Source organism: Bradyrhizobium sp. (assembly GCF_016219575.1).
Taxonomy (GTDB): domain Bacteria; phylum Pseudomonadota; class Alphaproteobacteria; order Rhizobiales; family Xanthobacteraceae; genus Bradyrhizobium.
Genome location: NZ_JACRMG010000013.1, coordinates 52146 through 73294, shown reverse-complemented (window position 1 = coordinate 73294; position 21149 = coordinate 52146). Strand labels below are relative to the sequence as shown.

Annotated in this window: 17 protein-coding genes; 10 read left to right on the top strand and 7 right to left on the bottom strand. The window is 63.9% G+C overall.

Translation table 11 applies throughout. The features are described from left to right. The first annotated feature begins 4 nt into the window (after window positions 1-4). Window positions 5-718, top strand: coding sequence for an ABC transporter ATP-binding protein (locus tag HZB49_RS13100; RefSeq protein ID WP_291611930.1), 714 nt, complete (start codon window positions 5-7; stop codon window positions 716-718). Between the two features lie 144 nt (window positions 719-862). On the opposite strand, the gene HZB49_RS13095 is transcribed toward HZB49_RS13100, so the two are convergent. Together HZB49_RS13095 and HZB49_RS13090 are read right to left on the bottom strand one after the other, a co-directional pair. Further along, entirely contained in the window at window positions 863-2299 is a 1437-nt protein-coding gene (locus HZB49_RS13095; RefSeq protein ID WP_291611928.1) for a glutamine synthetase family protein, read from the bottom strand. A 117-nt stretch (window positions 2300-2416) separates the two neighbouring features. Further along, on the bottom strand, window positions 2417-3775 hold the full coding sequence (locus tag HZB49_RS13090; protein WP_291611926.1) for an aromatic ring-hydroxylating dioxygenase subunit alpha: 1359 nt from the start codon (window positions 3773-3775) through the stop codon (window positions 2417-2419). A gap of 124 nt (window positions 3776-3899) precedes the next feature. Between HZB49_RS13090 and HZB49_RS13085 the strand changes: the two genes are divergently transcribed. Further along, window positions 3900-4685 carry an IclR family transcriptional regulator C-terminal domain-containing protein gene (locus tag HZB49_RS13085; RefSeq protein ID WP_291611925.1) on the top strand — a complete coding sequence of 262 codons (786 nt, stop codon included), beginning with the start codon at window positions 3900-3902 and terminating at the stop codon, window positions 4683-4685. 6 nt (window positions 4686-4691) lie between these two features. Here the strand turns inward: HZB49_RS13085 and HZB49_RS13080 are convergent, their stop codons facing one another. Continuing rightward, window positions 4692-5600: a helix-turn-helix transcriptional regulator gene (locus HZB49_RS13080; protein ID WP_291611923.1), complete on the bottom strand. Its 909-nt coding sequence runs from the start codon at window positions 5598-5600 to the stop codon at window positions 4692-4694. A 121-nt stretch (window positions 5601-5721) separates the two neighbouring features. Here HZB49_RS13080 and HZB49_RS13075 point away from each other — a divergent pair, with 121 nt between their 5' ends. The 6 genes from HZB49_RS13075 to boxA all read left to right on the top strand — a co-directional run bounded on the left by HZB49_RS13075 (window position 5722) and on the right by boxA (window position 13490). Next, window positions 5722-7263 carry a benzoate-CoA ligase family protein gene (locus HZB49_RS13075; RefSeq protein WP_291611920.1) on the top strand — a complete coding sequence of 514 codons (1542 nt, stop codon included), beginning with the start codon at window positions 5722-5724 and terminating at the stop codon, window positions 7261-7263. 319 nt (window positions 7264-7582) lie between these two features. Beyond that, window positions 7583-8395, top strand: a complete 813-nt coding sequence (locus HZB49_RS13070; protein WP_291611918.1) for an alpha/beta hydrolase — start codon at window positions 7583-7585, stop codon at window positions 8393-8395. Between the two features lie 21 nt (window positions 8396-8416). Next, entirely contained in the window at window positions 8417-8941 is a 525-nt protein-coding gene (locus HZB49_RS13065; RefSeq protein ID WP_291611916.1) for a DUF309 domain-containing protein, read from the top strand. A 97-nt stretch (window positions 8942-9038) separates the two neighbouring features. After that, window positions 9039-10727, top strand: coding sequence for a 2,3-epoxybenzoyl-CoA dihydrolase (gene boxC, locus HZB49_RS13060; protein ID WP_291611915.1), 1689 nt, complete (start codon window positions 9039-9041; stop codon window positions 10725-10727). A gap of 92 nt (window positions 10728-10819) precedes the next feature. Next, window positions 10820-12268 (top strand): benzoyl-CoA 2,3-epoxidase subunit BoxB, encoded by a 1449-nt coding sequence (gene boxB, locus HZB49_RS13055; RefSeq protein WP_291611913.1) that lies wholly within the window; start codon window positions 10820-10822, stop codon window positions 12266-12268. A gap of 22 nt (window positions 12269-12290) precedes the next feature. Next, complete coding sequence (gene boxA, locus HZB49_RS13050; RefSeq protein WP_291611911.1) at window positions 12291-13490, top strand: benzoyl-CoA 2,3-epoxidase subunit BoxA; 1200 nt, start codon at window positions 12291-12293, stop codon at window positions 13488-13490. Window positions 13491-13579: 89 nt separating this feature from the next. Here boxA and arsA read toward each other — a convergent pair whose 3' ends face one another. Together arsA and HZB49_RS13040 are read right to left on the bottom strand one after the other, a co-directional pair. After that, window positions 13580-15337, bottom strand: coding sequence for an arsenical pump-driving ATPase (gene arsA, locus HZB49_RS13045; RefSeq protein ID WP_291611909.1), 1758 nt, complete (start codon window positions 15335-15337; stop codon window positions 13580-13582). Between the two features lie 153 nt (window positions 15338-15490). Then, window positions 15491-16678: an acetyl-CoA C-acetyltransferase gene (locus HZB49_RS13040; protein WP_291611907.1), complete on the bottom strand. Its 1188-nt coding sequence runs from the start codon at window positions 16676-16678 to the stop codon at window positions 15491-15493. 375 nt (window positions 16679-17053) lie between these two features. On the opposite strand from HZB49_RS13040, the gene HZB49_RS13035 reads away from it, so the two are divergent. Beyond that, window positions 17054-17824, top strand: a complete 771-nt coding sequence (locus HZB49_RS13035) for a glucose 1-dehydrogenase (RefSeq protein WP_291611906.1) — start codon at window positions 17054-17056, stop codon at window positions 17822-17824. Between the two features lie 110 nt (window positions 17825-17934). Then, window positions 17935-18879, top strand: coding sequence for an aminotransferase class IV (locus tag HZB49_RS13030; RefSeq protein ID WP_291611903.1), 945 nt, complete (start codon window positions 17935-17937; stop codon window positions 18877-18879). Window positions 18880-18984: 105 nt separating this feature from the next. On the opposite strand, the gene HZB49_RS13025 is transcribed toward HZB49_RS13030, so the two are convergent. Together HZB49_RS13025 and HZB49_RS13020 are read right to left on the bottom strand one after the other, a co-directional pair. Further along, a complete protein-coding gene (locus HZB49_RS13025; protein WP_291611901.1) occupies window positions 18985-19785 on the bottom strand; it encodes an SDR family NAD(P)-dependent oxidoreductase in 801 nt (266 codons plus the stop codon). A 157-nt stretch (window positions 19786-19942) separates the two neighbouring features. Continuing rightward, window positions 19943-21001, bottom strand: a complete 1059-nt coding sequence (locus tag HZB49_RS13020; protein WP_291611899.1) for a polysaccharide deacetylase family protein — start codon at window positions 20999-21001, stop codon at window positions 19943-19945. Window positions 21002-21149 lie beyond the last annotated feature (148 nt).

Here is a 21149-nt window from a genome sequence, read left to right as displayed (position 1 = left end):
TTCAATGGCTGACACTCTCCTCGAAATCGAAGGTATCGAGACCTGCTACGGCCTGAGCCAGGTGCTGTTCGGCCTGTCGCTGTCCGTCAAGTCGGGTGAGGTGGTCGCGTTGATGGGCCGCAACGGCATGGGCAAGACCACCACCATCCGCTCCATCATGGGCCTGACACCGGCGCGATCGGGCGCGATCCGCTTCGCCGGCGAGGATGTGCGCAAGCTGGCCTCCTACAGGATTGCCCAGCAGGGCATCGGCCTCGTGCCGGAAGGCAGGCAGATCTTCCCGAACCTCACCGTCCGCGAAAATCTCGTGGCGGCATCCGCCAATCGGCTGAGCAGCAGGGATCCCTGGACTCTGGAAAAAATCCACGCGCTGTTTCCGCGCCTGGCCGAGCGCTCGCACCACATGGGCGTCACGCTGTCCGGCGGCGAGCAGCAGATGCTGGCGATCGGCCGTGCGCTGATGACCAATCCGATGTTGCTGATCCTCGACGAGGCGACCGAGGGACTCGCGCCGCTGATCCGCGAGGAGATCTGGAGCTGCCTGTCGATGCTGAAGAGCCAGGGCCAGTCGGTGCTGGTGATCGACAAGAATGTCGGCAACCTCGCCAGGATCGCCGACCGCCACTACATCATCGAGCGCGGCCGCACGATGTGGAGCGGCACCTCGGAGCAGCTCCTGGCCGAGCCGGAGCTGCAGCACCGGTATCTGGGGATCTAGCGCGCGTCGTGGCCTCATGGTTCGAGACGCGCGGCATGCCGCGCTCCTCACCATGAGGATCAAGTCCGTCCCCGCGTTGTTGTTATCCCCTCATCCTGAGGAGCCGCGCAGCGGCGTCTCGAAGGATGGAGGCCACGGTGCGTCTCAAAACATCTCGAAATATTCGCGGTGCTCCCAGTCCGACACTTCGGCCTGGAAGCGCTCGATCTCGGCGTTCTTGATGTGGACGTAATAGTCGACGAAGTCAGCGCCCAGCGCGTCGCGGAAGAAGGGGTCGTCGTGGAGCGCGTACACCGCCTCGCGCAGGCTCTTCGGCAACAGCGTGGCCTTGGTCTCGTAGGGCGCGTCGGCCGACGGGCCGGGATCGAGCTTGCGGTCGACGCCGTCGAGCCCTGAGAGAATCTGCGAGGCCATGTAGAGATACGGGTTCGCAGCCGGCTCGCCGATCCGATTCTCCAGCCTTGTCGCGGCATCGCCCGTGCCGCCGAGCACGCGGATCATCACGCCGCGATTGTCGCGGCCCCAGATCGCGCGGTCCGGCGCCAGCGAATAGGAGCGGTAGCGCTTGTAGCCGTTGATGGTCGGCGTCGTGAACACGGTCGAGGCGCGCGCGTGTTCGAGCAGGCCTGCGAGATAATGCTTGCCGAAGGCGCTCAGCGCCTCACCCTTGTCTTTCGCCATGAACGCATTCTCACCGGTGGCGCGCGACACCAGCGACTGGTGCAGGTGCCAGCCGCTGGCGAAAACATTCGGCACTTTCGGCCGGCACATGAAGGTGGCGTGATAGCCGTGCCGCCGCGCGATCTGCTTCACGGCGGAGCGGAACAGCACCATGTTGTCGGCGGGCGCGAGACCTAGGGTGGGTCGGAAGGTGAATTCGCACTGGCTGGGTCCGAACTCGACCTCGACCGAACGCAAGGGCAGCCCCAGCGCCAGCACGTCGCGGCGGATGATCTCCAGCGCCGGCTCCATCTGGTCGTAGCGCTGCTCGGTCAGGTATTGATAGCCGTGCGAGAGCAGGCTGACGGACGGCGGATTGCCGGGTTGCCCGGCATCCTCCGGCGCCATCCTGGCGTCGTCGAGCTTGAAGAGGTGAAATTCGACCTCGAGGCCGGCGACGAAATCATAGCCGCGCTCGGCCAGCTTCTCGATCACGCCGCGATAGAGATTGCGCGTCGCGAACGGCACTGGACGGCCGTCGGCGAAATAGACGTCGCACAACAGCCAGCCCGTGGCCGGCGACCACGGCAGCACGCGGAAGGTGGTGGGGTCGGCGACCATCAGCACGTCGGCCGCGCCTTCCATCTCCTTCATGCCGAAGCCGCCGCCGGCGGTGAACACCGGAAACACCGTGCGGTGCGAGGTGTCCTTTGCGAGCATCGTCGTGGTGATGGAGCAGCCGCTTTCCAGCGTGGCCAGCGCATCCGCCGCCACCAGCGTCTTGCCGCGCAAGATGCCGTGCTGGTCCGGGAAGGCGAGGCGGATCACCTCCAGCTCGCGTTCCTCGACAATGCGGCGCAACCGGCCAGCGGCTTCCTTCTGCTCGGCCGACCACAGGCCGTGGCGCTCGACAAAACTCAACGCGGTATTCCCCTAGTGCCCATTTTTGTCATTCCGGGATGGTCCGAAGGACCAGACCCGGAATCTCGAGATTCCGGGTTCGGCTCTGCGAGCCGCCCCGGAATGACGGTGCCAGATTTATTCCGCCGCCGTAAGATGCTTCACCTTGCCGGCGATCTCGCGCGGCACCGGCGCCGCCCAGGGCGCGCCGCGCCGTCGCTTCACGTCGACTTCCATCCAGTAGATTTCCCAGCCCGTGGTCGGCCCGATGCCGTCCATGGTCGCCGGACCCTGGATCGCGCGGGCATGCGCCTCGTCGAGATGCAGCATCGGTTTCTCTCCGCCGGCGACCTTTTCGATTTCCTGCCGCAGCAGGCGGCGATACTGCACGATGGCCTTGTCGCCCTGGCCGAGATGCTCCCGGGTGCGGTCCTGGATCGCGCCCATCGATTCCACCGCCCACTGGTCGTGCACGTTGATGTCGCTGCCCATGCCGGTATAGGTCGCGGTCTGCTGCTCGTGCGGATCGAAGCCGTAGTCGTTCGTCCTGTTCTTGCGCGACTTGTAGTCCGGCAATTCATACATCTCGAGCCGCTGGTCGCGCATCTTCTTCTTGTCGACCGGGCTCGTGTAGCTGGTGAAGATCGCATACCAGTAGCAGTTCTCGTCATCGACCGGCACGTGCCACTGGGTGATCGTCATCTCCGTGCTCATGGGAATGACGAAGCCGTGCGGGAAAAGCTGGTTGGTGACGCGCACATGGGTGTGTTCCGCATCCAGCTCGCGCAGCGTGATCAGGCGCAGGCCATATTCGGTGTGCTCGACATTGATGATCGGCCGGTCGTACTCGCGCAGGATTTTTGTCATCGGCAGATCGCTGCCGGCAGAGGCGCCGCGGAACTGCTTGCCGTAGGCGGTCGACGTATCTTCATCCTCGAAGAAGCGATGCAGGTAGGAGGCGTGCGACGGGTCGATGCCGACTTCGAGAGCCTGCAGCCAGTTGCAGCCCCAATGGCCCTTGAAGGCGAAGGTGTGGCTGTCGGGCGCGACGAAGGCGTCGATCTCCGGAAACGCCGGCGGAGTGCCTTCGCCGAGATAGGCCCAGAGGATGCCGGCCTTCTCGACCACGGGATAGGAGCGCTGCCGGATACCCTTGCACAGTTGCGAGTCCACGGGCTCCGCCGGTGTCTCGATGCACTGGCCGGTTGCGTCGAACAGCCAGCCGTGAAAGGCGCAGCGCAAGCCTCCTTGCTCCAGCCTTCCGAAGGCAAGGTCGGCGCCGCGATGCGCGCAGTGCCGGTCGATCAGGCCGTAGCGGCCCTGCTCGTCGCGGAACAGCACGAGGTTTTCGCCGAGCAGTTTGACCGGCCGCACCGGCCGCGGTCCCTCCAGTTCATCGACCAGCGCCGCCGGCTGCCAGTACATCCGCATCAGCTTGCCGCAGGGATCTTTCGGACCGATGCGGGTGATCTGGTCGTTCTGTTCCTGGCTCATCATGGCGGCGGTCCCTTTCGAGCATTCGAACGTTGTTCGTCTATTGAACAATTGGGCGAATTATGACATGCGTTGGCAACGCCGCAAGCACAATATTTCCGTTTGCAGGCATCATCGACGGACCGACATGCCAAAGCTGAAACGCGAAGAGGGCGAGGAGCGCGCCACCGATTTCGTCGAGAGCCTCGACCGCGGGCTGCGCCTGCTGCAGGCGTTCGGCAATCTGAGCGGCCCGATGACGTTGAGCGACGTCGCCCGCGCTGCCGAGCTGCCGCGCGCCACTGCGCGCCGCATCCTGTTCACGCTGGAGCGCGGCGGCTTTGTTGCCAGCGACGGCAAGCTCTTCAAGCTGACGCCGCATGTGCTGACGCTCGCGGGCGCCTATTTGCGCTCGAACCAGGTCGTCGCCGTGCTGCAACCGGTGCTCGATCGCATCTCCAGCGCCGCACAGGAAATATCCTCGCTCGCGCTGCTCGACGGCGACGAGGTCGTCTTCATCGCCCGCGGCAGCCCGGCGCGCGTCTTCTCCACCGGCCTCGACATCGGCTACCGCCTGCCGGCGTTCTGCACCTCGGTCGGCCGCGCCATGCTCGGCCGGTTCGAAGATCATGAACTCGCCAGGCGACTGAGAGCGATGCGCCGCGAGGCGCTGACGCCGCACACGGTCACCGATCCCAAGGCGCTGCTGAAGACAATCGTGGCTGATCGCTCAAAAGGCTATTCGCTGGTCGACCGCGAAGCCGAGCCGCATTTCCGCTCGATCTCCGTCCCGGTCCGCCGCTACGACGGGACGATCGTCGCCGCCATCAACATGGGCGCCCATGTCGACCGTGTACCGCTGCGCGAACTGACCGATCGCTTCCTGCCCCTGCTGCGGGAGGGGGCTGAAGATGTGAAGGACAAGCTGCTCTGAGCGCTATCAGACCGCGACGCTGCGCAGTCCGAACGACCGCGCCTCGTTCTGCAGCACCGGCCGCACCGAATCGACCAGCCGCGCCGCCGCGGCATCCACCGACAAGCCCGCGGTGTCCACTACCGCCGCGGCGCGCGAATAGAGCGGCTCGCGGCTGACCAGGATGTTGCGCAACTCCGCCATCGCCGAGCGGTCGTCGGCCATCGGCCTGAGATCGCCCTGCTTGCGCACGCGCCTCATGTGCTCTTCCGGATCGGCCTTGATCCAGATCGTGTAGAACGACGAAAGGATCAGGTCGAAGGTGAGCGGCTCCGAGACGATGCCGCCGCCGGTCGCCAGCACCATCAGTTCCTTGCGCGCCAGCAGTTGCTTCAGCGCGGCCTGCTCCATGCGGCGAAAACCTTCCTGGCCGTAGAGCGCGATGATCTCGGCGACCGAAAGCCCGTTCTGCGTTTCGACTTCCTTGTTGAGCTCGACGAAGCTCCAGCCGAGTTTCTTTGCCAGGATCCTGCCGAGGGTCGACTTGCCGGCGCCGCGCAAGCCGATCAGCGCGATGCCGGCAAAAGCCGGTGCGCGATGCACGCTCGCGCCATAGCCTGAAAGAATGTCCTTGGCCTGCGCGATCTGCGAAGGCGTCGCCTTGCGCAGGAGATCGCGGATCACCGGCCAGTCGGGCCTGGGCTCGCCGTCGGGAATGAGATCCTCGATATGCGCGCCCATCGCCTGCGAGACGCGGCGCAAGAGCACGATCGAGACATTGCCCTTGCCGCTCTCGAGCTGCGCGATGTAGCGCTCGGAAATACCGCTGACCTTGGCGAGCACCTTGCGCGACATGCCGCGCAGCGAGCGCGTGGTGCGGACCCGCTGACCGAGCTGTTCGAGAAATCCGGTTTCGGGATCGGGTTTTTCGGCCATGTTTCTGCAACATAATGCCGAAAAGGGTTGACAGCAAGCGACCCTGTGGATTTTATGTGCATTATAATTCCAAACAAGCCGGGAGGAGCGTCATGGCACGCGTGATCATCAGGAGCGCGGCATGAGCACATACAATGCGGTGACCTGGCTGCTCGACCGCAACGTCGACGAGGGCCGCGGCGCCAAGCTCGCCTTCACCGACACCGTTTCCGAGCTCACCTATGGCGAATTGCAGCGGCAGAGCCGCCGCGCCGCCAACCTGCTGCGCCGCCTCGGCGTCCGCCGCGAGGAGCGCGTCGCCATGATCATGCTCGACACCGTCGATTTCCCGATCGTGTTTCTCGGCGCGATCCGCGCCGGCGTGGTGCCGGTGCCGCTCAACACGCTGCTGACGGCGGATCAATATGCCTATGTGCTTTCCGACAGCCGCGCCCGCGTGCTGTTCGTCTCCGAGGCGCTGTATCCGGTGGTGAAGGACGTCGTCGGCCACCTGCCGGACCTCGAATGCGTGGTGGTGGCCGGCAAGAATGCATTCGGCCACAAGCTGCTCGCCGAGGAACTGGCCAAGGAGAGCGATTCCTTTGCGACGGTGGAGACCCATGCCGAGGAGCCGGCTTTCTGGCTCTATTCCTCGGGCTCGACCGGCATGCCCAAGGGCGTGCGCCACGTTCACTCCAATCTGCAGGCCACCGCCGACACCTACGCAAAGCAGGTGCTCGGCATCAAGGAGAACGATGTCTGCCTTTCGGCGGCAAAGCTGTTCTTCGCTTATGGGCTCGGCAACGCCCTGACCTTCCCGATGTCGGTCGGCGCCACCACGGTGCTGAATTCGGAGCGGCCGACGCCGGCGCTGATGTTTGCGCTGCTCAGCAAGTACAATCCGACGATCTTCTACGGCGCGCCGACATTGTTTGCGGCGATGCTGAACGACGAGGCGTCGAAGAACGAGCGGGCAGGGACGAGACTGCGCATCTGCACGTCCGCCGGCGAGGCGCTGCCGGAATCCGTGGGCCTTGCCTGGAAGGCGCGCTTCGGCGTCGACATCCTCGACGGCATCGGTTCGACCGAGCTGTTGCATATCTTCCTGTCGAACTCGCCCAGCGACATCAAGTACGGCACCTCCGGCCGTCCCGTTCCCGGCTACAAGGTCCGGCTGGTCAGCGATGACGGCGCCGACGTGCCGGACGGCGAGATCGGCGAACTGCTGGTCGAGGCGCCCTCGGCAGGCGAAGGCTACTGGAACCAGCGCGCCAAGAGCCGGCACACCTTCCAGGGACACTGGACCCGCACCGGCGACAAATACGTTCGCGATGCCGACGGCCGCTATACCTTCTGCGGCCGCGCCGACGACATGTTCAAGGTGTCCGGCATCTGGGTCTCGCCCTTCGAGGTCGAGAGCGCGCTGATCACGCACCCGGCTGTGCTGGAAGCCGCCGTCGTGCCCGAAGCCGATCCGGAGGGCCTGTTGAAGCCGAAGGCCTACGTGGTGCTGCGCGCCGGCAGCCAGACCGACAATCTCTACGAGGCGCTGAAGGAGCATGTGAAGCAGAAGATCGGGCCGTGGAAATATCCGCGCTGGATCGACGTGGTGGACTCCCTGCCGAAGACCGCAACCGGCAAGATCCAGCGCTACAAGCTGCGCGAGGGCGAGGCGAAGCACTGAGGTCGGTGAGAAGCCGCATGCAGTTCCGTCAGGTGAGCACGCTCGACAGGCTCCCTCCCCCCTTGCGGGGGAGGGTTGGGGAGAGGGGTAAGCCCCGCGCGCTGACGTCAGACCTAGGTCGCCGCCACTTCCACGAACCTCGTGAAAACGTAAGTTCGAAGAACGTTGCTTTCGCTCCCTCTCGCGCAGCGGAGCAAGCGGTACCCCTCTCCCTAACCTTCCCCCGCAAGGGGGGAGGGAACCCTTCCGCCGGTGCGTCCCTCACCAGTGACAGAGCCAACGCGACATCACGCGCAGCGTTGGAAGCGCGAAGCCTCGCATGACCCTCTCTCCCACCGGCTTCCTGCGCATCGGCGCCGCCGATCTCGAATACCGCATGATCGGTCCGGCGCCCGATGCCGCGCCCACCATCGTGATGCTGCATGAAGGGCTCGGCTCGGTCGGGCTGTGGGGCGATTTTCCGGACAGGCTGCAGGGCGCGACCGGCTGCGGCGTGTTCGCCTTCTCGCGCGCGGGCTATGGCAATTCGAGTCCGGTGGCGCTGCCGCGCCCGCTGGAGTACATGCACATCGAGGCCACCGACGTGCTGCCGGCAGTGCTCGATGCGATCGGATTCCGCCAAGGCCTATTGCTGGGCCATTCCGACGGCGCCTCGATTGCGGCGATCTATGCCGGCTCGCGCCAGGACCACCGCGTCAAGGGTATCGTGCTGATCGCACCGCACTTTGTCGTCGAGGATGTCTCGGTGAAGTCCATTGCCGGGATCAAACAGGCCTACGAGACCACGGAGCTGAGGACGAAGCTGGCGCGCTGGCACAAGGATGTGGACAACGCCTTTTATGGCTGGAACGGCGCCTGGCTCGATCCGAAATTCCGCGACTGGGATATTTCCGAGTATCTCGCCTATATCCGTGTGCCGGTTGCCATCGTCCAGGGCGAGCGCGACCAGTACGGCACCATGCGTCAGGTCGAGATTGCGAAGGAAGAGTGTTATTGTCCGGTCGATGCGACGATCATTCCCGCAGCGGGACATTCGCCGTATCGGGAAGCGCCAGAGGCGACGCTTGATGCGATCACGGGATTCGCAAGAGCTGTATTGCAGGACGAGGGCTCGCAGGGCCGGGCGGCCTGATTCAATCGCGGGCGCGTGCCGATGAACACGCCGTCGCATCAATCGCCTGATCTGCCGCTGCCGCAATGGGCCTACATTCCCGGCGAGATGGAAGAGGACGACGCCGATCACGACACGCTGTGGAAGGCGAAGTCGCTGGTGCCCTCGCGCTTTCGCGACTATGTGCCGGCGCGCCATCCGGCGCTGCGCTACGGCATGACGCTGAACGACCGCGGCTATTTCTGGGAAGCGCAGGAGGTGCTGGAAGCGGTATGGGCCGCCGCGCCGCAAGGCGGGCGCGAGCGCATCCTGCTGCGCGCCTGCATCCAGATCGCCAACGGCAATCTCCGCCTGCGCATGCAGAAGCCGCACGCGGCGGGGCGGCTGTTCAGCGAGGCGCTGGCCGAACTCCACACGCTTTCCGCGCGCAAGGCGACGGCGGCCGGCGACGGCTTTGCCGACGGCTTCCCGACCGTCGAGCTCGCCACGCTCCTGAAGGCGAAAACCGCCAAATCCGAGCTGACCAAGGCCGATTGGGTGGCCTTTTCGGTTATCGGCCGAACATGAACCAAAGTGCATATTTTCTAATTTTTCACTAGACGCGCCCCAGAACATGCACTATTGTGCATCCAATCATTAACACAATGCACTAGGGGTGAGGCCCATGGCCGGCGAAGACCGCGTGCTCGCAGGCGGCGCGAAGTTCATCGATTTTCAGACCGACCCGTCGCGCTACAAGCACTGGAAGCTCGACGTCGAGGGCGACGTCGCCACGCTCACCATGGACGTCAACGAGAATGGCGGCCTGTTCGAGGGCTACCAGCTCAAGCTCAATTCCTACGATCTCGGCGTCGACATCGAGCTCGCGGACGCCGTGCAGCGGCTGCGCTTCGAGCATCCCGAGGTCAAGGTCGTGGTGCTGCGCTCGGGCAAGAACCGCGTGTTCTGCGCCGGCGCCAACATCCGCATGCTCGCGGGCTCCACCCACGCCCACAAGGTCAATTTCTGCAAATTCACCAACGAGACCCGCAACGGCCTCGAGGATTCCTCGGAGAATTCCGGCCAGCGCTTCATCACCGTGGTCAACGGCACGGCGGCCGGCGGCGGCTATGAGCTGGCACTCGCCACCGACCACATCATCATGGCCGATGACGGTTCTGCCGCGGTCTCGCTACCTGAAGTGCCGCTGCTCGCGGTGCTGCCGGGCACCGGCGGGCTGACGCGCGTCGTCGACAAGCGCAAGGTGCGCCGCGACCACGCCGATTTCTTCTGCACCATCGAGGAAGGCATCAAGGGCAAGCGCGCCGTCGCATGGCGCCTGGTCGACGAGATCGCGCCGAACAGCAAGCTGGAAGCCAGGATTGCCGACCGCGCAAAAGAATTCGCCGCCAAGTCAGCGCGCAACGGCAATGGCAAGGGCATCCAGCTTTCCCCGCTGAAGCGGACCGTCGATGCCAACGGCCTGCGCTACGGCTTCGTCGGCGTCGACATCAACCGCGAGCAGCGCATCGCGACCATCACGATCGCGGCGCCCGAAGCGGCTCCGCCGACCGATATCGACGGCATGATGGCACAGGGCGCTTCGTTCTGGCCGCTGCAGGTTGCGCGCGAGCTCGACGATGCCATCCTGCATCTGCGCATCAACGAGCTCGAAATCGCCATGCTGGTGTTCAAGTCGCATGGCGAGGCCGCCAATGTGCTGGCGGCCGACGCCTTCCTCGAGGCCAACAAGTCGCACTGGTTGGTCAACGAGATCAGGCATTACTGGAAGCGCGTGCTCAAGCGCATCGACGTCACCTCGCGCACGCTGGTGACGCTGGTCGAGCCCGGCTCCTGCTTCGTCGGCACGCTGGCCGAACTCGTATTCGCCGCCGACCGCTCCTACATGCTGATCGGCTCGCGCCGGGGCGACAACCGTCCCGCGCCGCAGATCACGCTGTCGGCCATGAATTTCGGGCCCTATCCGATGAGCCACGGTCTGACGCGCCTCGAATCGCGCTTCCAGGCCGATCCCGCCGATCTCGATCGCGCCAAGGCGAAGATCGGCGAGGCCGTCGACGCCGAGGAAGCCGAAGAACTCGGCCTCGTCACCTTCGCGCTCGACGACGTCGACTGGGACGACGAGGTGCGCGTGTTCTTCGAGGAGCGCACGTCGTTCTCGCCCGACGGCCTCACCGGCATGGAAGCCAACCTCCGCTTCGTCGGGCCCGAGACTATGGAATCGAAAATCTTTTCCCGCCTCACCGCCTGGCAGAACTGGATCTTCCAGCGTCCCAACGCGGTTGGGGAAGAGGGCGCGCTGCGCCGCTACGGCACCGGCGTGAAGGCAAAGTTCGATATGACGAGAGTGTAGGCGCGAATAGTGAGTGGCGAATAGCGAATGGCTTCATTCCATTCACTACTCGCTATTCGCTACTCGCCATTCGCAAAGCCGAGGAGCACACCATGAATTACATGAACGTCGACTACTCGACCAAGATCCCCAACAACGTGAATCTCACCGAGGACCGCCAGGTGCTCAAGGCGCTGGAGGGCTGGCATCCCGGCTATCTGGACTGGTGGAACGACATGGGGCCGGAAGGTTTCCAGGAGTCGCTCGTCTACCTGCGCACTGCCGTCAGCGTCGATCCCAAGGGCTGGGCCAAGTTCGACTATGTTCGCATGCCCGAATACCGCTGGGGCATCCTGCTTGCACCGCAGGAAGAAGGCCGGCTGGTGAATTTCGGCCAGCACAAGGGCGAGAAGGCCTGGCAGGAAGTCCCCGGCGAATACCGTGCGATGCTGCGCCGCCTCGTGGTGATCCAGGGCGACACCGAGCCCGCCTCGGTGGAGCAGCAGCGCCATCTCGGCAAGACCGCGCCCTCGCTCTACGACATGCGCAATCTGTTCCAGGTCAATGTCGAGGAAGGCCGCCATCTCTGGGCGATGGTCTATCTCCTGCAGAAATATTTCGGCCGCGACGGCCGCGAGGAAGCCGACGAGTTGCTGCGCCGCCGTTCGGGCGATGCGGATAGCCCGCGCATGCTCGGTGCCTTCAACGAGAAGACGCCGGACTGGCTGTCCTTCTTCATGTTCACCTACTTCACCGATCGCGACGGCAAGATGCAGCTGGAAAGCCTGGCGCAGTCCGGCTTCGACCCGCTGTCGCGCAGCTGCCGCTTCATGCTGACCGAGGAAGCCCACCACATGTTCGTCGGCGAGACCGGCGTCGGCCGCGTGCTGCAGCGGACCTGCGAGGCGATGAAGGCCGCGGGAATCGAGGATCCCAACGACATCGAGAAGATCCGTGCGCTCGGCGTCATCGACCTGCCGACCGTGCAGAAGAAGCTGAACATGCACTATTCGCTGACGCTGGACCTGTTCGGCTCGGAGATCTCGACCAACGCCGCCAACTTCTACAATGCCGGCCTCAAGGGCCGTTTCATGGAAACCAAGATCGACGACGATCACCGTCTCACCAACGCCACCTATCCCGTCGCCAAGCTGGTTGACGGCAAGATCACCATGGTGAACGAGCCGGCGCTGACCGCGCTCAACATGCGCCTGCGCGACGACTACTCCGAAGACTGCGCCAAGGGCGTCGAACGCTGGAACAAGGTGATCGAAAAGACCGGCGTCAACTTCCGCCTCGACCTGCCGCACACCGCGTTCCACCGTCAGATCGGCGAATTCAGGGACATCCAGGCGACGCCGAAGGGCGTCATCATCAGCGATGCTGAATGGAGCAGGCAGCGCGACAACTACCTGCCTTCCGTCGCCGACGGCGACTTCATCAGTTCGCTGATGCAGCCGCAGTCCGAGCCCGGCCAGTATGCCAGCTGGATCGCGCCGCCCAGGGTCGGTATCGACAACAAGCCCGGCGACTTCGAATATGTGAAGATCGAGAACTGCTGAACCTCGTCAGGGCACAAGGCTCATGAACGCGCCGGTTGGAGAGTTGCTGAAGCAGCACCTGATCGATCCCGAGATATGCATTCGTTGCAACACCTGCGAAGAGACATGTCCGGTCGATGCGGTGTCGCATGACGGCAACAACTACGTGGTCGATGCGGCGATCTGCAATAACTGCATGGATTGCATTTCGCCGTGCCCGACCGGCTCGATCGACAACTGGCGCGTTGTGGCAAAACCCTACTCGCTCGAGGAGCAGTTCTCCTGGAGTGAATTGCCGCCGCAGCAGGAGATATCGGCCGCGGACTCCGGCGCGGTGGAGGCGCTGGAGAACGAGATCGACAGCCTGCTCGAGGAAGCCCGCAAGGGTCTCGGCGGCAAGCCGGTGGCGCCGCACTCCGCCAGCAAGCCGACCGTCAATCTCTACAACCGCAGCAAGCCGCTGAAAGCGACGGTGACCGGCAACTTCCGCCTTACGCATGCCGATGCCGACGCCGACGTGCGCCACATCATCCTCGACTTCGGCGATCAGCCGTTCCCGGTGCTGGAAGGCCAGAGCATCGGCATCGTCGCGCCCGGCACCACCGCCGAGGGCAAGCCGCATAACGTGCGGCTCTATTCGGTGGCGAGCTCCCGCGACGGCGAGAAGCCGAACGCCCACAATCTAGCGCTCACCGTCAAGCGCGAGCCCGGCGGCGTCTGCTCCAACTATCTCTGCGACCTGCCGCGCGGTGCCAGGGTCGAGATCACCGGCCCGTTCGGCGCGACCTTCCTGCACCCGAACGATCCCGCCGCCAACATCATCATGATCTGCACCGGCACCGGCTCGGCGCCGTTCCGCGGCTTCACCGAGCGCCGCCGCCGCGCCATGCCGGATGCACCGGGGCGGCTGCTGCTGTTCTTCGGCGCACGGCGCCCCGAGGAGCTGCCCTATTTCGGCCCGTTGCAGAAGGTGCCGGAGAAACTGCTCGGCAAGTATTTCTGCTATTCGCGCGTGCCCGGCCAGCCCCGCGTCTACGTGCAGGACCGGATCCGTTCGGAAGCCTCAACCGTCGCCGCGCTGATGAACGACCCGCGCACGCACGTGTACATCTGCGGCCTGAAGGGCATGGAGAGCGGCGTGGACGAAGCCTTCGCCGACGTCTGCCGCGGCGCCGCGATCGACTGGGCGCCGCTCAAGGCCGCGATGCGCGAAGACGGCCGCTATCACGTCGAGACGTATTGAGATCGCGGGCTATCGGTACTGCGGCGCTGCCGTAGGCCAAAATCGCCGTCAATAATCCAATGCCGACATCATCAGGGAATCGGGCTCGATCAAGATAGCGCCTGAAGCTCTCCCACGCCGATCGGAGGCTTGTTTCGCCAACCGATCATAAATGCGCGTTTTGCCAGTCCGTTCTGTACGCGAGCAATCTGTGCCCTCTCTCGCTCGAGCCGCAACCGCAGCAAGGGATCGTGAGTTCCCGAAGCGATGAGGCATTTGTTGATGACCCAGCCGAAGGGCTCGATGCCGGCGCGCCGCAAATCCTCCTGAAGAGCAGCGGCCTCTGAAACCGGTGTTGTCTCCGGCAGGGTCACCAGGATCACCCGGGTGTGGGTGGGGTCTTGCAGCCTCATCAGCGGCGTAACGATGCGCCCCGGTCCGCTGGGGTTCAGTTGGGTCGTCATCTGGCGATGATAAGCGCCGGTCGCGTCGAGCAGGAGCAGGGTATGGCCCGTCGGAGCCGTATCGAGCACCACAAAGGCGCTTCGGGCTTCCGCGACAACGTGCGAGAAGGCATGGAATACGGCGACCTCCTCGGTGCATGGCGAAGCGAGGTCCTCAAGCAGCAGCGCCTTGCCCTGCTCGTCCAGGTCTCGGCCACGGCTCGCCAGTATCTTCGCGACGTAACGTTCCGTCTCGAGCCGGGGATCGATCCGGTCCACCGTCAAGCCCGGCATCACGCCATCGACGACGAAATTGACGTGGGCTGCGGGATCGGTCGTGCTGAGGTGGACGGCATGCCCGCGCTTGGCGAGTCCCACGGCAATGGCAGCGGCAATCGTCGTCTTTCCGACGCCGCTCTTGCCCATCACCATGATGAGGCCATGCTTGCCCTGGGCAATGTCATCGACCAACCGGCCGAGGCCCGGCAAGTCAGCCGGCTTGGCAACTTGTTCGCTGGTTGCATTCGCAGGGGGTGGGCTGGATGACGACAATACCGCTCTGAGCGCCGTGAGACCGACGATGTCAAAGCCAAACAATGGGATTTCGTCTCGCGGCAGTTTCGTCAGCGACGCTGGCATCGAGGCCAGCGCCTCGTTCTGATCCCGCTCAAGGGCAACTGCCACGGCATCGGTCGGGTCCGTGGCGCGAAAGCGCCCGTTTACGGCAAGTGTCTGGTTCGAGAGATTGAGTGCGTCGAGTTCGCCCGAAGTCCTGGCCGCTTCGCGGACCGCACTCCGGTCTGCGCGAGTGACCAACATGATGGTGGTCCGCTTGGGATCGCCCAACGCTTGAAGCGCCTTGCGAAAGCGGTCCTCCTGCATCTTCAGACCCGAATGTGGACCGAGGCAGGATGCCCCCCGGTCGTTGTCCTTCAGAAAGCCTGTCCAGGCCTTTGGCAGGCTGAGAAGCCGCAACGTGTGGCCGGTCGGCGCCGTATCGAAGATGATATGGTCGAAGCCTGCCATATCGCCATCCAGTAGTCCTACGAACTCGTCGAAGGCGGCGATTTCGGTGGTGCAAGCGCCGGAAAGTTGCTCGCGTATGGTCGACTTCTCGTCGGGCGTAACCGCAGGCCCAAGCTGTTCGAGCACGCGGGTTCGATAGCTTTCGGCTGCTGCTTCCGGATCGATGTTCATCGCGAAGAGCCCGGCCACGTTCGGCACCGGCGCCGGTCTGTCGGTCAGGCTGACTTCCAGCATCTCGTCGAGATTCGACGCAGGGTCGGTACTGACGAGGAGGACGCGCGAACCGCGGTCGGCAAGACCGAGGGCGGTGGCACAAGCCAGCGATGTCTTGCCGACGCCGCCCTTGCCGGTGAAAAAAAGAAATGGGGTCGGAGCATCCAGTGCGCGCAGGCGAAGCATCAATATCCTTCCTGATGCCGGCGCGTCGATGCGAGATGACCGCCTGGAAAACCCCCGGCGTGTCCTGCAAACGGTTCCGACCCAGTTCACCAGAGCGCGCCAACGGACTGGCGCGCCCAATCGGCTAATGTAGAAGCCAAATCAAGAAGCCGCTCAGGTTAAGGTTTCGAGCGCAAGCGCGATTCCCTGGCCGCCGCCGATGCAGAGCGTCACGATGCCTTTCTTGACACCATCGCGCTTCATCGAATGCAGTAAGCGCGTCGTCAGCACCGCGCCTGACGCGCCTATCGGGTGACCGTGCGCGATCGCCCCACCTTCCACGTTGACCACGTCCGGGGAAAGTCCAAGATCCTTCGTGACCGCGAGGGCGATGGCCGCAAATGCCTCATTGATCTCGATGCGACCGACATCGCCGATCTTCCAGCCGGCGCGGTCGAGCGCCTGTTTCACTGCGGGTACGGGGCCAAGGCCGAACATGCCGGGCTCGACGGCGCCGATGCCGTAGGCCGCAAGGCGCGCCGTCGGTTGCAGGCCTTTCTTCTCCGCCCAGGTTCTGTCGGCCACGACCATGGCCGCAGCTCCGCTATTGAGTCCGGGTGCGTTGCCGGCTGTGATGGTCCCATCCTTGCGAAAAGCCGGCTTGAGCTTTGACAGGCTATCTAACGTAGTCTCGGGCCGGTTGTGTTCATCCTTGTCGAATTTTACCGGACCCTTTCGTGAGAACACTTCGACCGCCGCTATTTCCGCTGCAAATTTGCCCGCCGATTGAGCCGCTGAGAACCGCTTCTGTGAGCGCTCCGCCCAGCGGTCCTGGTCTTCTCGGGTGATCTGATGGGATCGTGCGAGGTCCTCGGTATGCCAGCCGGAGTGCTGGCCTGAGAAGGCATCGTTGAGCCCGTCCATCAGCATCGAATCGAATATCTGCGCATCACCCATGCGGTAACCCCAGCGCCCGGAGTTCATCAGATAGGGCGCTCGATCCATGTTCTCCATGCCGCCGGCAACTGCGCTATTGATGAAACCGAGCATAATTTCCTGCGCAGCACTGGCGATAGCCTGCGCACCTGAGCCGCAAACACGGTTAACTGTCATCGCGGGCACCTCGACGGGGACGCCACCATTTATGGCAGCCTGTCTGGCCGGATTCATCTTGTTGCCCGCCTGAATCACGTTGCCCATGACGACAGCGCCAACCTCGCCGGGCTGCAATCTCGCCCGCTCGAGTGTCCCCCTGACAACCGCAGCGCCAAGGTCGGTCGCAGGCATTTCCTTGTAGGTCCCGCCGTAGGTACCGATCGCGGTGCGCACGGGTGAACAAATTACGACTTCGTTGTGGGCCATCAGTATCTCTCCCTTGCGGCGTGCATCGTGGGCAATTGGGAGTTGTTAGTAGAGCCCTGACAGGACGCTTTGTTGCGATGGATCAATAGACCTGGGCAACACACGGCCTGCAAATGCAACAAAAAACGGGGTGAAAAAGGTCCGCTCTTGGAGCTTTTTCGGATCTCACGAGAAGTCCACTTTGAGTCCGGTCGCTCGCGACCTTGGCTCTGAAGCCACCCAGATGCGCGACGTCGCATCAAGGGGAGAGCGGACACAGGCAGCCCGCGCAGAGCCTGGCTGCTTGATCGGCTTTGAAAAACGCCTACGCTTGGTTCGAGAGCATCGGGTGGGATCCGCAGGACGCGGCGTGACTTTGAAATTGGGTATTTTGGTATGACAGGCATCTTGAATGGAAAAGTGGCGCTGGTGACGGGTGGTGCATCGGGGATCGGACGAGCCACGGCATTGGCCATGGCGCGGGAAGGCGCCCGCCTGGCGGTAGCCGACCGCGCCGAAGAGAGCGCATCGGCGACTGTCGAACTGATCAACGCGGCCGGCGGCCAGGCGATCGCCATGGGCGGCGACGTTACCCGAGAGGACGACGTGGCCGCGATGGTTGCGCGTGCGGTCGCCGCCTTCGGACAAATCAACTGTGCATTCAACAATGCGGGAATCAGTGGACGCGCCGTCGGCCCGGCAGGACAGCGCACACATGAACTGAGCCGGACATCGTTCGACGCAATGCTGGCCGTCAATCTCACCGGCGTGTTCCTGTGTTTGAAGCACGAGATCAGGCAGATGATCGCGCAGGGGAACGGGGGTGCAATCGTCAACACTGCATCGATTGCGGGCCTGGTAGGTCTGCCCACATCTGCCCACTACGTCGCAGCCAAGCATGGCGTGGTGGGTCTGACGAAAACTGCGGCAATGGAATACGCGCAGGACGGCATCAGGGTGAACTGCGTCAATCCCGGCTATGTCGCCACACCGATGACAAAGGATACGATGGAAGCGCGCGGCGACGAAATACTGGCGAAGGTCCCGATGCACCGAATGGGCAGTCCTGAAGAGATAGCGGAAGCAGTCGTCTGGATGTGCTCGGACAAGGCGTCGTTCATGACCGGCGCCTCGCAAGTCGTCGACGGCGGATATTTCGCGGCCTAGGCCTGTCTCGGAGAGCCGATAACGTGCCGGCTTTGTCGCCATTGGCGGCTTCAGTGGATGCCTCGTAGCACCATCACCCACGAGTTGCGGATTGAACCAGAGGTCTTCGAATGAGCATCATCCCCAGCGCCGCCTCGCAACTTTACAACGCGGCCGACTTCTCGCAGGGCGTGGCGTACATCGCCGGCGAATACCTGCCTCTGAAGAACGCCTCTATTCCAATGACGGACCGCGGATTTGTCCGTTCTGACGCCACCTATGATGTCGTCCATGTCTGGAACGGCCGCTTCTTCCGTCTCGATAACTACATCGACCGGTTCCATCGCTCGATGGCGGGCTTCAGGATGTCCATCAAGGAGTCAAAGGATGAGCTGAAGGCCATCCTTCACGAATGCGTTCGTCGCTCGGGTTTGCGCAATGCCTATGTGCAAATGACCTGCACCCGGGGCGTTCCCAAGCCGGGAAGTCGGGATCCGCGAGAATGTATCAATCAACTGACCTGCTTTGCGCAGCCGTTCGTATGGATCGCGAATGAACAGCAGCGCGAAGAAGGCCTGTCGATGATCATATCGTCGACCCAGCGTATCCCGCCGGAATCGGTCGATCCGCGGTTCAAGAACTTTCACTGGCTCGATCTGACGATGGCCGTCTTCGAGGCCTACGAGAAGGGAGCAATCGTTCCGGTCCTTCCGGATCGGGACGGCCATATCACCGAAGGCCCCGGCTTCAACATCTTTTCGGTCAGGAACGGCCGCATCGTCACGCCCGATCGCGGTGTCTTCGAGGGCATGACGCGCAGGACGGTGATCGAATTGGCGCCGGAACTGCAGATCGCCTGCGAGGTTCGGCCGCTGAAAGCCGCCGAATTGCATGACGCGGATGAAATTTTCATCACGTCGACCGCCGGCGGCATCATGCCCGTAACCAGGCTCGACGGCCGTCAGGTCGGCGACGGTCGCCCGGGCCGTATCGCAAGGGCGATCCATGATCTGTACTGGCGCCGGCACGAAGAGGGCTGGAAGGCAACTGAGATCGATTATGGGACAGCCTCGTAAGGGGCCAAAGTGGTGCAGGAAGGGTTGAGCCCTTGCGAAACCCATCGCCCTCGCCGCGAAGATCGATGGGCCTGCGCCTTCCCTCAATCCTGCTGGGAAGCTGCGCTATCCCGCCACCGGCAATCCCGCATTGGCGTAGACCACGCCGCCGTCGACCGCGATGGTGTTGCCCACCACATAGTCGCCCGCCCGCGAGGCGAGATAGATCGCAACGCCCGCCATGTCCTCGTCGGTGCCGATGCGCTGCGCCGGAATGCGCTTTGCCACCTCGTCGCCGTGATCGCGCGCGGCCTTGTTCATGTCCGAGCTGAAGGCGCCCGGCGCGATCGCGGTGACGTTGATGGAGTCCTTGATCAATTTCGTCGCCATGCGACGCGTCAGATGGATCACCGCGGCCTTGCTTGCGGCGTAGGAATAGGTCTCCTGCGGGTTGACGAAGATTCCGTCGACGGAAGCGATGTTGATGACCTTGGCCGGCCGCTCGTGCGAGGCGGCGGCGCGCAGCGGCTTGGCCAGCGCCTTGGTCAGGAAGAACAGCGACTTGACGTTGAGATCCATCACCTTGTCCCAGCCGCTCTCCGGAAACTCGTCGAAATCCGCGCCCCACGCGGCGCCGGCATTGTTGACGAGGATGTCGAGCTTGGGCTCGCGCTTGATGATCTCGGCCGCGAGCTTCTCGCAGCCCTCGACCGTCGAAATGTCGATGCCGAGCGCGATGCATTCGCCGTCATATTGCGCGGTGAGCTCCTTTGCGGTCGCCTCGCACGGCCCTGCCTTGCGCGCGGTGATGTAGACGCGGGCCGCGCCCTGGGCGAGAAAGCCCGCCGCGATCATCTTGCCGATGCCGCGCGATCCGCCGGTCACCAGCGCGACGCGACCCTTCAGGGAAAACAGGTCCTTGAACATTTCTTCCTCCGTTCGATTTGACGGAGGTTTTGGGCGCGGCGAGGGGAGGAGTCAAGGAAGCGGGGTGAGGGGTCTGCCTCCGCGGAAATAGACCCCTCATCCGTCGCGCATCTATCGATGCGCGCCACCTTCTCCCACAAGGGGAGAAGGGAAGGGATCAAGCCGCGTCGATGCGGCGAAAGCCGTTCCACATCGCCGTTGCCGTGCCCGAGGTGAGCACCGGCAGGATGCGTTCGTCCTGGAAGTTGCCGTTGAGCGAGACCCGCTGCAGCGCCGTCATGTAGCCGGCGCTCTCGGGGAAGATCATGCCCGGCCGCGTCGTTACCGCGGTCTTGAAGCCGGCCGCCTTCGCCAGCGCGAACTCGCGCGGGCCGGCCGCGATCTTGTCGCCATAGGGATAGGCCAGGTGCAGCACGGGGCGGCCGAGCGCCGCTTCGATCCGTTCGCGGCTGGTCTTCAGCTCGTTCAGCGCCTCCTCCTCGCGCTGCTTGGCGAGGTTGGGATGGGTGATCGTATGCGCGCCGATCGTCACCAGCGGATCGGCGGCGAACGCCTTCAGCTCGTCCCAGGACATGCAGAGCTCGCGGCAGATCGCGCTCTCGTCGACGCCGTAGCGTGCGCACAGCTTCGCGACCTCACGCAGCACGTCGTGCTCGCCCGGCAGCGCGCGCAGCCAGTCGTGCAGCCGGTCGAAGGCCGCCTGCTTCTGTGCCGGCGTTTTCGCCGCCATCCGCGTCATCTGGCCGCCGATCTCGACCTCGATGAGGTCGGTGCTCGCGACGGCGCGCTCCAGCGCGACCCACCACAGCCGTCCGTTGCCTGCGGCAAAATCGCTCACCGCATAGACGATGCAGGGCGCGTCGAACTCGCGAAACACCGGCAGCGCATGGTCGCGGTTGTCGCGATAGCCGTCGTCGAGCGTGAAGGCCGCGAAGCGGCGGGAGAAATTCTTCTCGGTCAGCCGCAGAAACACCTCGTCCATGGTGACGATGTCGATGTCGCGCGCGCGCAAATGCGACAGCATCGCGCGCAGGAAGGCCGGCTCGATCTCGAGGTGATGGTTGGGCTGGAATTCACGGGTGTCGCGCGGGCGGACGTGATGCAGCATGAAAATGGCGCCGACGCCGGCAAAAACCGGCCGCAGCAGATGGTGCGCACCGGAAAGATACAGCGCTTCGAGGCCGGCTCGGATGACGGTGCTGCGAATCTGCTTCATTTTAAGCGGTTGCCGGTTTGAGCGGTTGCCGGTGAATTTTGATTCGACGTTAGCGGGGGATGGCTGAAGAAACCCTTATTCCCGGCAGCGCCCCCCGCTCCCGCCGGCCCCTGTTATTTCGGGTTTGACAGCCCGGCAAGGGTTTGTT

Bases quoted from the DNA above. Each gene is read 5' to 3' on its own strand.
- HZB49_RS13100 (WP_291611930.1), top strand. From the start codon at position 5: ATGGCTGACACTCTCCTCGAAATCGAAGGTATCGAGACCTGCTACGGC.
- HZB49_RS13090 (WP_291611926.1), bottom strand. From the start codon at position 3,775: ATGATGAGCCAGGAACAGAACGACCAGATCACCCGCATCGGTCCGAAA.
- HZB49_RS13085 (WP_291611925.1), top strand. From the start codon at position 3,900: ATGCCAAAGCTGAAACGCGAAGAGGGCGAGGAGCGCGCCACCGATTTC.
- HZB49_RS13080 (WP_291611923.1), bottom strand. From the start codon at position 5,600: ATGGCCGAAAAACCCGATCCCGAAACCGGATTTCTCGAACAGCTCGGT.
- HZB49_RS13075 (WP_291611920.1), top strand. From the start codon at position 5,722: ATGAGCACATACAATGCGGTGACCTGGCTGCTCGACCGCAACGTCGAC.
- HZB49_RS13070 (WP_291611918.1), top strand. From the start codon at position 7,583: ATGACCCTCTCTCCCACCGGCTTCCTGCGCATCGGCGCCGCCGATCTC.
- HZB49_RS13065 (WP_291611916.1), top strand. From the start codon at position 8,417: ATGAACACGCCGTCGCATCAATCGCCTGATCTGCCGCTGCCGCAATGG.
- boxC (WP_291611915.1), top strand. From the start codon at position 9,039: ATGGCCGGCGAAGACCGCGTGCTCGCAGGCGGCGCGAAGTTCATCGAT.
- boxB (WP_291611913.1), top strand. From the start codon at position 10,820: ATGAATTACATGAACGTCGACTACTCGACCAAGATCCCCAACAACGTG.
- boxA (WP_291611911.1), top strand. From the start codon at position 12,291: ATGAACGCGCCGGTTGGAGAGTTGCTGAAGCAGCACCTGATCGATCCC.
- arsA (WP_291611909.1), bottom strand. From the start codon at position 15,337: ATGCTTCGCCTGCGCGCACTGGATGCTCCGACCCCATTTCTTTTTTTC.
- HZB49_RS13040 (WP_291611907.1), bottom strand. From the start codon at position 16,678: ATGGCCCACAACGAAGTCGTAATTTGTTCACCCGTGCGCACCGCGATC.
- HZB49_RS13035 (WP_291611906.1), top strand. From the start codon at position 17,054: ATGACAGGCATCTTGAATGGAAAAGTGGCGCTGGTGACGGGTGGTGCA.
- HZB49_RS13030 (WP_291611903.1), top strand. From the start codon at position 17,935: ATGAGCATCATCCCCAGCGCCGCCTCGCAACTTTACAACGCGGCCGAC.
- HZB49_RS13025 (WP_291611901.1), bottom strand. From the start codon at position 19,785: ATGTTCAAGGACCTGTTTTCCCTGAAGGGTCGCGTCGCGCTGGTGACC.
- HZB49_RS13020 (WP_291611899.1), bottom strand. From the start codon at position 21,001: ATGAAGCAGATTCGCAGCACCGTCATCCGAGCCGGCCTCGAAGCGCTG.